This window comes from Streptomyces sp. LUP47B (assembly GCF_001746295.1).
Lineage (GTDB): Bacteria > Actinomycetota > Actinomycetes > Streptomycetales > Streptomycetaceae > Streptomyces.
In genome coordinates, this window is record NZ_MJAH01000014.1 from 54,967 (window position 1) to 67,953 (window position 12,987).

General features: G+C 69.9%; 12 protein-coding genes and 1 tRNA gene. 4 read left to right on the forward strand and 9 right to left on the reverse strand.

The window, feature by feature from the left end; all coding sequences use genetic code 11:
- Window positions 1-8 precede the first annotated feature (8 nt).
- Both BFN33_RS34680 and BFN33_RS34685 read right to left on the reverse strand, forming a co-directional pair.
- Window positions 9-1,025, reverse strand: a complete 1,017-nt coding sequence (locus BFN33_RS34680) for a carbohydrate ABC transporter permease (protein WP_069764158.1) — start codon at window positions 1,023-1,025, stop codon at window positions 9-11.
- Between the two features lie 5 nt (window positions 1,026-1,030).
- Window positions 1,031-2,350: an ABC transporter substrate-binding protein gene (locus tag BFN33_RS34685; RefSeq protein ID WP_069764159.1), complete on the reverse strand. Its 1,320-nt coding sequence runs from the start codon at window positions 2,348-2,350 to the stop codon at window positions 1,031-1,033.
- A 357-nt stretch (window positions 2,351-2,707) separates the two neighbouring features.
- Here BFN33_RS34685 and BFN33_RS34690 point away from each other — a divergent pair, with 357 nt between their 5' ends.
- Together BFN33_RS34690 and BFN33_RS34695 are read left to right on the forward strand one after the other, a co-directional pair.
- On the forward strand, window positions 2,708-3,763 hold the full coding sequence (locus tag BFN33_RS34690) for a LacI family DNA-binding transcriptional regulator (RefSeq protein ID WP_069764160.1): 1,056 nt from the start codon (window positions 2,708-2,710) through the stop codon (window positions 3,761-3,763).
- A gap of 44 nt (window positions 3,764-3,807) precedes the next feature.
- Complete coding sequence (locus BFN33_RS34695; protein ID WP_069764161.1) at window positions 3,808-4,587, forward strand: serine/threonine protein kinase; 780 nt, start codon at window positions 3,808-3,810, stop codon at window positions 4,585-4,587.
- 375 nt (window positions 4,588-4,962) lie between these two features.
- On the opposite strand, the gene BFN33_RS34700 is transcribed toward BFN33_RS34695, so the two are convergent.
- Window positions 4,963-5,859: an SDR family oxidoreductase gene (locus BFN33_RS34700; protein WP_069764162.1), complete on the reverse strand. Its 897-nt coding sequence runs from the start codon at window positions 5,857-5,859 to the stop codon at window positions 4,963-4,965.
- Window positions 5,860-6,018: 159 nt separating this feature from the next.
- Between BFN33_RS34700 and BFN33_RS34705 the strand changes: the two genes are divergently transcribed.
- Window positions 6,019-6,894: a LysR family transcriptional regulator gene (locus tag BFN33_RS34705; protein ID WP_069764163.1), complete on the forward strand. Its 876-nt coding sequence runs from the start codon at window positions 6,019-6,021 to the stop codon at window positions 6,892-6,894.
- A 49-nt stretch (window positions 6,895-6,943) separates the two neighbouring features.
- Here BFN33_RS34705 and BFN33_RS34710 read toward each other — a convergent pair.
- The 4 genes from BFN33_RS34710 to BFN33_RS34725 all read right to left on the reverse strand — a co-directional run bounded on the left by BFN33_RS34710 (window position 6,944) and on the right by BFN33_RS34725 (window position 9,711).
- Window positions 6,944-7,019, reverse strand: a tRNA-His gene (locus tag BFN33_RS34710).
- A 77-nt stretch (window positions 7,020-7,096) separates the two neighbouring features.
- Window positions 7,097-7,699 (reverse strand): oligoribonuclease, encoded by a 603-nt coding sequence (gene orn, locus BFN33_RS34715; protein WP_069764164.1) that lies wholly within the window; start codon window positions 7,697-7,699, stop codon window positions 7,097-7,099.
- Window positions 7,700-7,795: 96 nt separating this feature from the next.
- Window positions 7,796-9,019 (reverse strand): GlxA family transcriptional regulator, encoded by a 1,224-nt coding sequence (locus BFN33_RS34720; protein WP_069764165.1) that lies wholly within the window; start codon window positions 9,017-9,019, stop codon window positions 7,796-7,798.
- Window positions 9,020-9,405: 386 nt separating this feature from the next.
- A complete protein-coding gene (locus BFN33_RS34725) occupies window positions 9,406-9,711 on the reverse strand; it encodes a hypothetical protein (RefSeq protein WP_069764166.1) in 306 nt (101 codons plus the stop codon).
- A gap of 336 nt (window positions 9,712-10,047) precedes the next feature.
- Here BFN33_RS34725 and BFN33_RS34730 point away from each other — a divergent pair, with 336 nt between their 5' ends.
- Window positions 10,048-10,575, forward strand: coding sequence for a universal stress protein (locus tag BFN33_RS34730; protein ID WP_069764167.1), 528 nt, complete (start codon window positions 10,048-10,050; stop codon window positions 10,573-10,575).
- 244 nt (window positions 10,576-10,819) lie between these two features.
- Here BFN33_RS34730 and glmS read toward each other — a convergent pair whose 3' ends face one another.
- Entirely contained in the window at window positions 10,820-12,637 is a 1,818-nt protein-coding gene (glmS, locus tag BFN33_RS34735) for a glutamine--fructose-6-phosphate transaminase (isomerizing) (RefSeq protein ID WP_069764168.1), read from the reverse strand.
- Window positions 12,638-12,649: 12 nt separating this feature from the next.
- The gene (locus BFN33_RS34740; RefSeq protein WP_069764169.1) at window positions 12,650-12,907 is read right to left on the reverse strand and encodes a hypothetical protein; all 258 of its coding nucleotides are present in this window, start codon (window positions 12,905-12,907) and stop codon (window positions 12,650-12,652) included.
- Window positions 12,908-12,987: the final 80 nt, after the last annotated feature.

Below are 12,987 nucleotides of genomic sequence, written 5' to 3' on the forward strand. Positions count from 1 at the left end.
CGGTCTCCTTAACTACTGGCGCGCAGCCGGCGCGAGATGACGTAGTTGACGATCCCGATCAGGATGAGGATCAGGAACATCGTCCAGGCGATCGCGGAGGCGCGGCCCAGGTGCATGTTCACCCAGCCCTGCTCGTACAGATACAGCCCGAGCGTCTGGAACTGGTGCTCGGCGCCGCCGGACGCGCCCTTGTTGGCGTCGAACAGCAGCGGCTCGCCGAACACCTGGCTCGCCCCGATCGTCGAGACGACGACGGTGAACAGGATCGTCGGCCGCAGCGAGGGCAGGGTGACGTGGAGGAACTGCTTCCAGCGGTTGGCTCCGTCCAGGGCCGCCGATTCGTACAGGTCCTGCGGGATCGCCTGCATCGCCGCCAGGTAGATCAGCGCGTTGTAGCCGGTCCAGCGCCAGATGACGATCGACGAGACGGCTATCTGCGAGGGCCACTTGTCGTTCTGCCAGTCGATGGCGTCGATACCGACGAAGTGCAGAGCCCAGTTGATCATGCCGTAGTCGCGGCCGAAGAGCAGCACGAACACCAGCGAGGCGGCGGCGATCGAGGTCGCGTACGGCGCGAGCATCACGACCCGGTAGAAGGTCGACGCGCGCAGCTTGTAGTTGAGGATGTGCGCCAGGCCCATCGCCATCGCCAGCTGCGGGACGGTGGAGATGATGCCGATGGTCAGGGTGTTCTTCGCCGCGTTCCAGAAGAAGTCGTCGTCGAAGATCCGGGTGTAGTTGCGCAGTCCCGCCCACTGCATGTCGGTGGGATCGGTCAGCTCCACCGTGTGCAGCGAGGCCCAGCCCGTGTAGATCAGCGGGAACAGGCCGAAGGCGAGGAACAGCAGGAAGAACGGCGAGACGAAGGCGTACGGGCTCCAGCGCATGTCCCGCTGCCAGCGGCGGGACAGCCGCGCCCGGCGCCGCTGGTCCTTGTCATCGGGTACGGCGTCCGCGGGCGGGCGGCCCGGGGCCGCGCCCCCCTCCTTGAGGGGGAGCGCGGCGGTGTCGTGCCGGGTGGCCATACCGGTCACTTCTCCAGGTTGTTGTCGATGGTCTTGGTGGCCGTCTCCCAGGCTTCCTTGGCCGACTTGCCCTTGGTGACGAGGATGACGCCGTTGTCGGTCAGACCCTGCTGGATGATCTGGTCCTTCGGGCCGATCACCTGCGTCGGGATGGCCTTGGCGGCCTCGGCGAAGATCTTGCCGATGGGCGCGTCACCGGTCATCGTGTTCTTCGCGTCGGTGACCAGGGGCAGGTCGTAGGCGGCGGACGAGCTCGGGAAGCTGCCCTGCACGCTGAACAGCTTGGCCTGCTGCTCCGGCGCGGTCAGCCAGGTGATCAGCTTCTCCGCCTCCTTCACGTGCTTGCCGCTCTTGGGCACGGACAGGAAGGTGCCGCCCCAGTTGCCGGACTTGGGCGCGGCGGCCACGTCCCACTTGCCGGCGGACTCGGGGGCCGACTTGCCCTTGAGGTAGCCGAGCATCCACGGCGGGCAGGCGATCGCGGCGAACTTGCTCTTGGCGATCGTCGTGTCCCAGGCCGGCTGGAACTGCGTCTGCGCACCGACCAGCCCGTCCTTGGCGGCCTTCGCCGTCAGGTCGAAGGCGTTCTTGATGGCCGGGTTCGACTTGTAGATGACCTCGCCGGACGCGTCGTAGTACTTGTCCTTCTCACTGCTGACGATCGCGTTGAGCAGACCGCCGGGCGAGTCCATGAAGGTGGTGCCCGCGGGGGCCTTCCTCTTGTAGTCCGCGCCCGCGTCGACGAGCTTGTTCCAGTCGCCCGCCCACAGCTTGCCGACCTCCTCGCGGTCGGTGGGGAGACCGGCCTGCTGGAAGAGGTCCTTGCGGTAGCAGATCGCCATCGGGCCGATGTCGGTGCCGAGGCCGATGGTCTGGCCGTCCTTGGTGGTGGCCTGCTGCCACTTCCAGTCCACCCACTTGCTCTTGTCCACCCCGGCGACCTTGGACATGTCCACCAGCTTGTCCGCGTTGGTGGAGACGACCTCGGCTATGTTGCCGACTTCGATGGCCTGCACGTCCAGGAGGCCGCTGTTGGTGGTGAGGTGGTTGACGAGAGCCGGGTAGTAGTTCTCGTTCCGCTCGACCACGTTCTCCTGGATCTTGATGTCCGGGTTGAGCTTCTCGTACTCCTTGTAGAGCCCGGCCTCCTTGAAGCCCTGGGTGCCGAAGAGGCCGAGGGTGATCGTGGTCTTGCCTCCGCCCGACGACGAACCGTCGTCGTCGTTGCCGCCGTCGTCGGCACAGCCGGCCAGCAGCCCGGCGCCCAGCGACGCGACGGCCGCGAGGACCACCACCCTGCGGTGGGTTCGGGTACGTGCTCGCATTGCGTCCTCCTGTTGCCCTGACGTGCCGACCCCCCGGCCAACTGCGTTGTTGGGCCCGTTACTTGACTGCTGCGGCTCGGGCGGGGAACGTGCGGGATGTTTATGTGTCAGGTACCGTGGGAGCGCTCCCACTCGTGATGTGTTGAAGGTTCGCGGGTTGGAGCGAGGGTGTCAAGGGAGTGCGCGAGGGGAGATGCGTTCAGTTATAAGCCTGTTAACTGGAACCACTCGGACCGCCCGGCCCTCGGGCAGGAAGGGGTGAGGTGCGGGGCCACCGGCCCCCGTGACCGTCACGCCCACACGCGGGACTGTTAAATTCCAGGCCAGCTTAGAGACACGGTGGGAAGGCGGAGCCCAATGGCAAGCCACGGATCGCGGAGCCGAAGCGGTGGCCGGCCCACCCTCGAAGAGGTCGCCGCGCGCGCAGGCGTCGGCCGGGGGACCGTTTCCCGGGTGATCAACGGCTCGCCCCGGGTCAGCGACGCCACCCGCGCGGCGGTCGAGGCGGCGGTGGCGGAGCTCGGGTACGTCCCGAACACGGCGGCGCGTGCCCTGGCGGCCAACCGTACGGACGCGATCGCGCTGGTCGTGCCCGAACCGGAGACGCGGTTCTTCGCGGAGCCGTACTTCTCGGACATGCTCAAGGGTGTGGGCGCGGAGATCTCGGAGACCGAGATGCAGCTCCTGCTGATCTTCGCGGGTAGCGACCGCGAACGCCGGCGCCTGGCCCAGTACCTGGCGGCACACCGGGTCGACGGCGTCCTGCTGGTGTCGGTCCACGCCGACGACCCGCTTCCCGACCTGCTGTCCCAGCTGGAGATCCCGGCGGTGATCAGCGGCCCGCGCTCGGCGGCGGAGACCCTTCCCTCCGTGGACTCCGACAACTACGGCGGCGGCCGTTCGGCCGTGGAGCACCTCCTGAACGGCGGGCGCCGCGCGATCGCGCACATCACAGGCCGCCTCGACGTGTACGGCGCCCAGCGCCGTGTCGACGGCTACCGGGACGCGTTGCGCGACGCGGGCCACGAGGTGGACGAGCGGCTGATCGAACCCGGCGACTTCACGGAGGAGGGCGGCCGCCGGGCGATGACGAAGCTGCTGGCCCGCCGCCCCGACCTGGACGCCGTCTTCGCCGGCTCCGACGTCATGGCGGCCGGCGCCCGCCAGGTTTTGCGCGAGGAGGGCCGGAGCATCCCCTCCGACGTGGCGCTGATCGGCTACGACGACTCGGCCATAGCGCGCCACATGGACCCGCCTCTGACCAGCGTCCGTCAGCCCATCGAGGAGATGGGCCGGCACATGATCGACCTCCTTCTCACGGAGATCGCCGACCGCCGCCCGGCGGTCTCCCGGGGCCTGGAGCGCAGGCAGGTGGTCCTGGCCACCGAGCTGGTGGCGCGGGCCTCGTCCTGAGCTCAGCATCAAGAGGTTGAACGCAAGGATCACGCGGAAGGGTCATGACGGCGCATCCCCTGCTGGACGTTGACGAGATCCCCGCGACCGAGCCGTACCTGCGGACCGTGGGCCAGGTGTTCCGTTCCTTCCGCGAACAGGACTCCGGCTGCCTCTCCCACGGAGTACGGCTCCCCGACGGCACCCGCTGGTTCGTGAAGGAGGCCACGACCGACCGCGGCCGGCGTTCACTGGACCGCGCCTGGTCCTTCCACCGCACGGTCCGCCACCCGGCGATCGTCCCGCAACTGCACCGGATCACCGTGGGAGACCGCCGTACGGCCGTCGTCATGCCGTGGCACGACGGCGAGATCCTCTACGACGGCTCTGCCCGCGCCCGCTTCCGCGCCCTGTCCCTCGCCCGCGTCCACCACGCCCTGGACCGCGTCCTGGACGCCCACCTCGCGGTCGAGGCCGCGGGTCTGGTCGCCGTGGATCTCTACGACGGTGCCTTCCTCTACGACTTCGGCGCCCACGAGCTGCACCTGATCGACCTGGACGAGTACCGCCCGGGCCCGTTCGTCCTGACCGTGGACCGCCTCCCGGGCTCCACCCGCTTCATGTCCCCCGAGGAGTGGCGGCGCGGCGCCACCATCGACACCCGCACCACCGTCCACGTCCTCGGCCGCACCGCCCGCCTCCTGCTGGACGCCGGCCCGGGCGAGGACGCCTTTCGCGGTACGGCGTCACAGCTCGCGGTCGTCGAACGGGCCACGCATCCTGAGCCGCGCGAACGGTTCGACGGGGTGCGGGAGTTGGTGGAGGCGTGGCGGGCGGTGTCGTAGCGCGGGGGCTCAGGCGGTCGTGGAGCACTGGCCCGCCTCCTGCTGGACGCCGGCCCGGGCGAGGACGCCTTTCGCGGTACGGCGTCACAGCTCGCGGTCGTCGAACGGGCCACGCRTCCTGAGCCGSGCGAACGGTTCGACGGGGTGCGGGAGTTGGTGGAGGCGTGGCGGGCGGTGTCGTAGCGCGGGGGCTCAGGCGGTCGTGGAGCACTGGCCCGCCTCCTGCTGGACGCCGGCCCGGGCGAGGGCGCCTTTCGCGGTACGGCCGCACAGCTCGCGGTCGTCGAACGGGCCACGCGTCCTGAGCCGGGCGAACGGTTCGACGGGGTGCGGGAGTTGGTGGAGGCGTGGCGGGCGGTGTCGTAGCCGGGTGGCTCAGGCGGTCTTGAAGTAGTGGCCCGCCTCCAGGTCCGGGATCAGCGCGGGGTGCTCCGGCTGCCAGTCCAGCAGCTTGCGGGTGAGCGTGCCGGACGCCCGCATGTCGATGGCGGCGAAGTGGCCGAGCCAGCCGAAGTGGTCCATCGCCTCCTCGGGAGCCACGCTCGCGACCGGCACCCCCAGCCCCCGCCCGACGATCTCGGCGATCTCGCGGAACGGCACCCCCTCGTCCCCGATCGCGTGCAGCCGTACGCCCGCCGGTGCCGCCTCCAGGGCCAGCCGGAACAGCCGGGCCGCGTCGAGCCGGTGGACGGCCGCCCAGCGGTTGGAGCCGTCGCCCACCATGGCCGAGACGCCCTTGTCGCGCGCGAAGTCGATGAACATGGGCACGAAGCCGATGTCGCCCTCGCCGTGCACGCTCGGGGGAAGCCGCAGCACCGCCGAGCGCACTCCGCGCTCGGCGAGCGCGAGCGTCGCGACCTCCGAGGCGTGCCGGTGCTTGGCGGGGGAGTCCGGGTCGGCCGGGTCCTCCTCGGTGCCGAGCCGCCCCGGGGCGGTCAGCAGGCCCGAGGTGACCACGAAGGGCTTGCCGGTGCCTTCGAGCACGGACCCGATGGCCTCGATCGCCCGCAGGTCGGCCTCGCCGGAGGTGGTCAGGTTGGTGAAGTCGTGGATGAACGCCAGGTGGGCGACCCCGTCGGCCGCCTCGGCGCCCCGACGCAGACTGTCGAGGTCGTTCAGGTCCCCGCGGTGCACCTCCGCTCCCGCGGACTTCAGTGCTTCCGCGGACCGGTCCGAACGGGCCAGGCCCAGGACCTCGTGCCCGGCGTCGAGGAGTTCACGGGTGACGGCGGAACCGACGAAGCCGGTCGCACCGGTGACGAATACACGCATGGTGATCCTTCGCTGTGACGAGTGAGGGTCCCAGCGTGCGGAGAAGGGATCGGATGCGTCCAAAGCTTGTTCCGCATTGCGCAATACGTATCAGGCATGACAGCAGGTGGCAGCCGTTTCTGCGGGCACCGGCCGCGATCCCGGGCGTACGCTTCGGGCATGACCGACCTCGACCTCCGGCTGGTCCGGTACTTCACGGCCGTCGCCGAGCACCGGCACTTCGGCCGGGCCGCCGACGCGTTGCACATCACCCAGCCGTCGCTGAGCAGGCAGATCCGGCGGCTGGAGCAGCAGCTGGGCGCGCGACTGCTGGAGCGGACCCCGCAGGGGAGCCGTCTCACCGAGGCGGGGGAGGTCTTCCTGCCCCGGGCGAAGGCGCTGCTGCGCTCTGCGGCCCAGGCGGCGGGCCTTGCCCGGGCGGCCGCCGAGCCGAGCCGCATCACCGTGGGGTACACGGCGGGGATCATCGTCACCCCGGCGGTGCGCGCGCTGCGCGAGCGCTTCCCGGACGCCGACGTCAGGACCGTGCACGTCGACTGGAACGAGCGGACCACGGTCCTGCCCGAGCTCAAGGTCGACGCGCTGGTGACCCGGCTGCCCTTCCCGACCGACGGGGCGCAGGTGACGGTCCTCTACGACGAGCTCCGATTCCTGGTGCTCCCGGTCGGTCACCGCCTCGCCGGCAAGGAGTTCGTCACCCTCGACGACATCGCCGACGAGCCGCTGGTCCGGGTGTCCGACCCGGCCTGGAACGCGTACTGGCGCATCGACCCCCGGCCGGACGGCCGACCGGCACCCGACGGTCCGCTGGCCGACGCGCTGGAGGACAAGTTCGAACTCGTCGCGTCGGGGCAGGCCCTGGCCATCACGGCGTTGCCCCGGGCCGGTGCGCTCCGCCCGGACGTCACCGCGGTCCCGCTGCACGGGGTCGACCCGGCCCATGTGGTCCTCGCGACCCGAGCCGAGGAGCGGAGCCGGCTGGTCGCGGCCTTCCGCAAGGACGCGCGGGCCTTGCTCAGGGCGTCCGACTCCTGAAACGACCTCAGCCGGTGACCCTGTCTCCAGGATCACCGGCTGAGGTGAGTGGGGTGAGTGACGGGACTTGAACCCGCGGCCACCTGGACCACAACCAGGTGCTCTACCAACTGAGCTACACCCACCATGTTCGGCTGTCCTGGGTTTCCCCGACCGGCCGAGAAAAAGTGTACAGGGTCTGAAGGGGTGCTCGCGCCCGGCTTTACCGCCCGGGCAGAACGTGCTTCGCGGCGATCGTCTTCGCGGTGTCGGAGTCGGGTCCGGGCTGCGGGACGAAGATCGCCTCGCGGTAGTAGCGCAGCTCCGCGATGGACTCGCGGATGTCGGCGAGGGCGCGGTGGTTGCCGTTCTTCTCCGGGCTGTTGAAGTATGCCCGCGGATACCAGCGCCGGGCGAGCTCCTTGACGGAGCTGACGTCCACGATCCGGTAGTGGAGGTACTCCTCCAGGGTGGGCATGTCCCGGAGCAGGAACCCGCGGTCGGTGCCGACGGAGTTGCCGCACAGCGGGGCCTTGCCGGGTTCCTTGACGTGCTCGCGGACGTAGGAGAGGACCTGGTCCTCGGCGTCGGCGAGCGTCGTGCCGCCGGACAGCTCGGTGAGCAGTCCGGACGCGGTGTGCATCTGACGCACCACCTCCGGCATCGTCTCCAGCGCCTGGTCCGGCGGCCGGATGACGATGTCCACACCGTCGCCGAGCACGTTGAGCTCGGAGTCGGTGACGAGGGCGGCAACCTCGATGAGCGCGTCGTCGGACAGCGAGAGGCCGGTCATCTCGCAGTCGATCCACACCATGCGATCGTTCATGCGAACACCCTACGGCTGACGTCCGCTTTTGGGGTGCCCCGCGTCGGCGCGAGCATGACACCGGGCGGGCTCGATGGCCCGCCCGGCATCAGGACGTCACGTGCCGCTGCGCTGCCCGGGCAGGCTCGCCCGGCCGCCGACGTACAGCTCGCGGCCGTTCTCGGAGTGCGGGCCCACGGGGGCCGGGGTGCGGCGGGTCTGGATCGGCACCGGACCGCTCTCCGGGTGCAGCTGCACCGGTGGATTGGGCGCGGGACCCGTCGGGCCCCCCGAGCCGTCGCTGTCCACCGGCTTGTCGCCCTGCGGACGGCGGGCCCGGTACGCGGCCCGGTAGGCGGCCGGGGACGAGCCCAGCTGCCGCCGGAAGTGCCCGCGCAGCGCCACCGGCGAGCGGAAGCCGCAGCGGCCCGCGACCTCGTCCACCGAGTAGTCGGACGTCTCGAGCAGCCGCTGCGCCTGCAGCACCCGCTGCGTGATGAGCCACTGCAGCGGGGCCGAACCCGTCAGTGAGCGGAACCGGCGGTCGAACGTACGACGGCTCATGTACGCCCGCGCCGCCAGCGTCTCCACGTCGAACTGCTCGTGGAGGTGCTCCAGCGCCCAGGCGACGACCTCGGCGAGCGGGTCGGCGCCGATCTCCTCTGGTAAAGACCTGTCGAGGTAGCGCTCCTGACCGCCCGAGCGGCGCGGCGGGACCACCAGCCGGCGGGCCAGCGCGCCGGCCGCCTCGTTGCCGTGGTCCGTCCGCACGATGTGGAGACAGAGGTCGATTCCGGCCGCGGTACCGGCCGAGGTCAGTACGTCGCCGTCGTCCACGAAGAGTTCTCGTGGATCGACGTGCACCGACGGGTAGCGCTTGGCCAGCGTCGGTGCGTACATCCAGTGTGTTGTCGCGGGGCGGCCGTCCAGCAGGCCCGCCGCGGCCAGGACGAAGGCGCCGGTGCACAGCCCGACGATGCGGGCGCCCTCCTCGTGCGCCCGGCGCAGAGCGTCGAGCGCCTCCTCCGGCGGCGGTGAAGTGATCGAGCGCCAGGCCGGTACGACGACCGTGCCCGCGCGTGAGATCGCTTCCAGGCCATGTGGTGCGGTGAGTTCCAGGCCCCCTGTGGTCCGCAGCGGGCCTTCTTCGCCACCGCACACCAAAAGGCGGTAGCGCGGTACGCCGGCGTCCTGGCGGTCAATCCCGAACACCGACAACGGTATGGAACTCTCGAAGATGGGGCCGCCGCTGAACAGCAGCACCGCGACGATCTCCTTGCGGCGTCGCCCGGAAAGCTTCCGGGCCGCGGCTTCCGGCGCGGCAGTGGAGTCGTGGCTCATACTGCTAAGCCCCCCTCGGTGGTCGCGGCGCCCCTAACTTGTCGGGCATGTCGCTCCAGCACGTTTCCCCTCGGTCCTGCACGAGTCCCCCGCCGTAAGACGTCAAGATCGAATCTACTGTGTCCCGTCGTGCCGACGTGACCAGTTCGTCATCCGGCACATTGTCGACATGGCAACTTGGCGTAAAGCATTCGATCACGAAGCGTTGCACTCGTGGGCCGTGCAGGGAAGTGCGCCTTGTGGCAGTGGCTAATCCACGTAGGGTGCGCAGGGCACCGGAGACCCTATCCGTGCAGGTGGAACGGGGGTTGAGGGGTGGTCGGGCCAAGGGACACGCCCAGTGCGGAAGTTGGCTGAAAAGAATCGTCCGGGTGCATGGAAACCGGTCAGCCGACCGGTGTATTTCCCCCGGTGTGACGACCGCCTCGCCGGGCCCCGGCGCCGCTCCTGTGACGACGGCCACGACGAGGCGCCCGCTCCTCCGCCCGCAGGCGGGCCGCGCCACGCTCCGACTGGCGCAGGAGGATACGGCAGACGGCCGTGACGGCGGCCAGACCGAGAGCCGTGCCCGCCGCGCCGGCCAGCGACGTGCCGTAGCAGACGAGGACCACGGGGACGAGGACGCAGCTGAAGGCCGCCCAGCGGACCACGTCCGTGGTGGAGTCCTCGGAGGGCGGTCGGTGTCCGGTCATCACGTGCTCCCTGTGGCGTCTCCCTGCGGGGTGGCTCAGGGAAGTCAACGCGCGTTCGACCGGTCGGTCACTGTATCGAGGGCCGTCCGGTGGGTCCCGCACAGGACCGGCCATGTGAACCCTGTGCAAACCGCCTGTACAACGCAGCAACCATTGCGTTACGGGCGCCCCCTCGTGCATGCTCCCTGGAACCCCCACGGACGGTGGGCGGGCTCTGGGCCAAGGAGGCTTGGCGCCGTACCCTTGGGGGTATGGGGTTGGGAAGATGATTCCCGGACACAGCTCCGCCGCACACTGTCGTCCCTCCCACACAAGGATCACAACGCCGAGACAGCCATGGCCGGTCACGAATTCTTCGAACCAGCGGACCGCAAGCGGCCCGTCGCCGACCCCACGGCGGCAGAGCCCCTGGCGGCGGAAGAGCCACGCCACTCCTGCGACCCCGCCTTCAAGCACGGCGTCGTGGTCGGCTTCGACGGCTCCACATCCAGCGAGCGCGCCCTCGCGTACGCGATCGGCATGGCCCATCGCTCCGGCTCGGGCCTGATCATCGTGCACGTCGCCAACCGGCTGCCCACCACCGTGTGGGCCGGCTGTGAGCCACCGGTCTTCGTCGACGTGCCGGACCACCGCACCGAGGTGCTCGGCCTCGAGCTCGCCTGTGCCGAGTACCTGGCCGAGGTGCCCTGGATCCTCGTCGAGCGCGGCGGAGACATCTGCCACGAGCTCGAGGAGGTCGGGCGGGAGTACGAGGCGGACGCGATCGTCGTCGGCTCCACCCACGGCATCGTGGGGCGCATCTTCGGCTCTGTCGCGGGGCGGCTCGCCAAGCGGGCGAAGCGGCCCGTCATCGTCATCCCGTAACTCGCCCTCCACCCAGGCGAGATGGGCAAACCTACCCGTGCGTAGAGGTGTTTGCGCCCTTGTGAAGGGCATATACCGGTCACCGCAGCACTGCTGCCGGCCGGGGCGTGACGGCCACCGGCCGGCCGCGCGGGCCGGGAGTCGGGCGGCTTCCCGGCGATGAGACGGACCCCCGTGGACGGTGGCATCACGTGGGGTCCGTCCGCCTGTCCGGCCGCTGCGGCTGGGCGGCCCTTCGGGTCGGCTACTCGACCGTGACCGACTTGGCGAGGTTCCTCGGCTTGTCGATGTCCCGGCCCAGCGCCAAGGCCGTGTGGTACGCGAGGAGTTGGAGGGGGATGCCCATCAGGATGGGGTCCAGTTCGTCCTCGTTCTTCGGGACCACGATCGTCTCGTCGGCCTTCTCCTGGTGCTGGTGGGCGACCGCCAGGATCCTGCCGCTGCGGGCCTTGATCTCCTCCAGGGCGGCGCGGTTCTTCTCCAGGAGGTCGTCGTTCGGGACGATCGCGACCGTGGGCAGCGCGGGCTCGATGAGGGCCAGGGGGCCGTGCTTGAGCTCGGAGGCGGGGTAGGCCTCGGCGTGGATGTAGGAGACCTCCTTGAGCTTCAGGGAAGCCTCGCGGGCCACCGGATAGCCCCGCACCCGGCCGATGAAGAGCATCGAGCGGGCCTCGGCGTACTGCTCGGCCAGCTTCTTGATGTGCTCCTCCTGCTCCAGCATCTCGGTGATCTGCGCGGGCAGCCTGCGCAGGCCCTCGATGATCCGCTTGCCGTCGCGGACCGAGAGGTCACGGGTGCGGCCCAGGTGCAGGGCGAGGAGGGCGAAGGCCACCGTCGTGTTGGTGAAGCACTTCGTGGAGACCACGCACACCTCCGGGCCCGCGTGCACGTAGATGCCGCCGTCCGCCTCCCGGGCGATCGCCGAGCCGACCACGTTCACCACGCCCAGGACGCGCGCGCCCTTGCGCTTGAGCTCCTGGACGGCCGCGAGGACGTCGTAGGTCTCACCGGACTGCGAGACCGCGATGTAGAGGGTGTCCGGGTCCACGACCGCGTTGCGGTAACGGAACTCCGAGGCGGGCTCCGCGTCCGCGGGGATGCGGGCCAGCTCCTCGATCATCTGGGCGCCGATCATGCCCGCGTGGTACGAGGTGCCGCAGCCGAGGATCTTCACCCGGCGGATCTGGCGGGCCTCGCGGGCGTCCAGGTTGAGGCCGCCCAGGTGCACCGTGGAGAAGCGGTCGTCGATGCGGCCGCGCAGCACGCGGTCCACGGCGTCGGCCTGCTCGTGGATCTCCTTGTGCATGTAGGTGTCGTGGCCGCCCATGTCGTAGGAGGCGGCCTCCCACTCGACGGTGGTGGGCTCGGCCGTCGTGCGGGTGCCCTCCGTCGTGTAGGTGCGGAAGTCGTCGGCCTTGAGCGTGGCCATCTCGCCGTCGTCCAGCGTCACTATCTGCCGCGTGTGGGCGACCAGTGCGGCGATGTCCGAGGCGACGAACATCTCCTTCTCGCCGATACCGAGGACGACCGGGGAGCCGTTGCGGGCCACCACGATGCGGTCGCTGAAGTCGGCGTGCATCACGGCGATGCCGTAGGTGCCCTCGATCACCCGCAGGGTGTCGCGGACCTTGTCCTCAAGCTTCTCCGCCTGGGAGCGCGCGATGAGGTGGACGAGGACCTCGGTGTCGGTCTCCGAGAGGAACTCGACACCGTCCGCCTCCAGCTTGCGGCGCAGGTCGGAGGCGTTGTCGATGATGCCGTTGTGGACGACGGCGACCTTGCCCTCGGCGTCCAGGTGCGGGTGGGCGTTCACGTCGGAAGGGGCGCCATGGGTGGCCCAGCGGGTGTGGGCGATGCCGGTCGTGCCCTTGAAGCGGGTGGGGACCTTCGCCTCCAGGTCGCGCACGCGGCCCTTGGCCTTGACCATCTTCAGGCCGGCCGTCTTCGGCGAGGTGACGACTATGCCGGCCGAGTCGTAGCCGCGGTACTCCAGGCGCTGCAGGCCCTCCAGGAGCAGGGGGGCGACATCACGCTTCCCGATGTAACCGACGATTCCGCACATATATATGTATTCCTAGCCGTAGACGATGCGCCGTAGCTGCCTGAGCGTGAGCTCGGGCGGTGCCACCGCTCGGTATGCCAGATCCGCCTCGATCCGTCCGAAGATCTCCGTGTTCACCAGGCCCTGCGCCTGGAGCTCGCGGTGGCGGCGACGGACGAACTCCACGGTCGTCTCGTCGAAGTAGGCGAGCACATCCTGGATCACCCGCAGCGCCTCGCCCCGGCTCAGGGGCGTGGACCGCGTCAGATGATCAACCAGGTCGTCGTGCACCCGGTAGATCCTGGGGTACCGCGAGCCGTTTCGCAAGAAACCTGCCCGATATCGGGCAAGGTGCTGTTGATGTTCTTATG

Coding starts and splice junctions, on each gene's coding strand:
- BFN33_RS34680 (WP_069764158.1), bottom strand. CDS start 1,025: ATGGCCACCCGGCACGACACCGCCGCGCTCCCCCTCAAGGAGGGGGGC.
- BFN33_RS34685 (WP_069764159.1), bottom strand. CDS start 2,350: ATGCGAGCACGTACCCGAACCCACCGCAGGGTGGTGGTCCTCGCGGCC.
- BFN33_RS34690 (WP_069764160.1), top strand. CDS start 2,708: ATGGCAAGCCACGGATCGCGGAGCCGAAGCGGTGGCCGGCCCACCCTC.
- BFN33_RS34695 (WP_069764161.1), top strand. CDS start 3,808: ATGACGGCGCATCCCCTGCTGGACGTTGACGAGATCCCCGCGACCGAG.
- BFN33_RS34700 (WP_069764162.1), bottom strand. CDS start 5,859: ATGCGTGTATTCGTCACCGGTGCGACCGGCTTCGTCGGTTCCGCCGTC.
- BFN33_RS34705 (WP_069764163.1), top strand. CDS start 6,019: ATGACCGACCTCGACCTCCGGCTGGTCCGGTACTTCACGGCCGTCGCC.
- orn (WP_069764164.1), bottom strand. CDS start 7,699: ATGAACGATCGCATGGTGTGGATCGACTGCGAGATGACCGGCCTCTCG.
- BFN33_RS34720 (WP_069764165.1), bottom strand. CDS start 9,019: ATGAGCCACGACTCCACTGCCGCGCCGGAAGCCGCGGCCCGGAAGCTT.
- BFN33_RS34725 (WP_069764166.1), bottom strand. CDS start 9,711: ATGACCGGACACCGACCGCCCTCCGAGGACTCCACCACGGACGTGGTC.
- BFN33_RS34730 (WP_069764167.1), top strand. CDS start 10,048: ATGGCCGGTCACGAATTCTTCGAACCAGCGGACCGCAAGCGGCCCGTC.
- glmS (WP_069764168.1), bottom strand. CDS start 12,637: ATGTGCGGAATCGTCGGTTACATCGGGAAGCGTGATGTCGCCCCCCTG.